The sequence below is a fragment of the Thalassotalea sp. G20_0 genome, from assembly GCF_017744175.1.
In the GTDB taxonomy this organism is placed as follows: Bacteria; Pseudomonadota; Gammaproteobacteria; order Pseudomonadales; family Endozoicomonadaceae; genus Endozoicomonas.
This window is the reverse complement of sequence record NZ_JAGHQV010000477.1, coordinates 1-568: the sequence shown is the minus strand read 5'-3', so window position 1 is coordinate 568 and position 568 is coordinate 1. Positions and strand designations below refer to the sequence as shown.

1 protein-coding gene is annotated in these 568 nt (G+C 47.7%); it reads right to left on the bottom strand.

Annotated features, from left to right (window positions below; all coding sequences use genetic code 11):
• Positions 1-335, bottom strand: a 335-nt coding sequence (locus J7438_RS27130; RefSeq protein ID WP_209279119.1) for a hypothetical protein, incomplete at its 3' end; no start/stop codon positions are given.
• Between the last annotated feature and the right edge of the window lie 233 nt (positions 336-568).

Below are 568 nucleotides of genomic sequence, written 5' to 3'. Positions count from 1 at the left end.
TCTTTGTATTTATCGGATGCCATGTATTTGGCTATGTTCTTTTTGCCTTTATCGGATGCCCGGTATTTAGCCCTGTACCTGGCCATGGTCTCTTTGCCTTTATTGGATGCCAGGTATTTAGCTTTGGCCCTGGCTATGGCCTTCCTGCCTTTTTCGGATGCGGCATATCTGGCTCTATTCGTCCTGTGGTTATCGGACTCTCTCACCTCTTTTAGTGTCTTAAGTGCCAGGGGCTGATCAGGCGTGGGGGACAGAAGTTCGCCGGAGCCGGAAAATTCAGTTGCTTTAAACTCAACAGTTTTAGCAGGAGCTTGCTGTTGAGTGTACCTGATCAACGGACTGCCTGCGGCAATGGAGCGTGGTGGTGGCTGGGAGAAAGTAACTGTTGAATGTACAGAGGGGGGTAAATGGGAAGCTGAAAAAACACCTGGAGTACGTGAAAAACCGGGTGTACCCTGATTCGGTAATTGTTGTTTTAAATATCCAGAATGGGACTGCTTAAGTATCTGTACAGGATAACCGAACCTGCTGAGTTGTGAGCTTGAAACCTCAGCCAGTAATAGTAAGG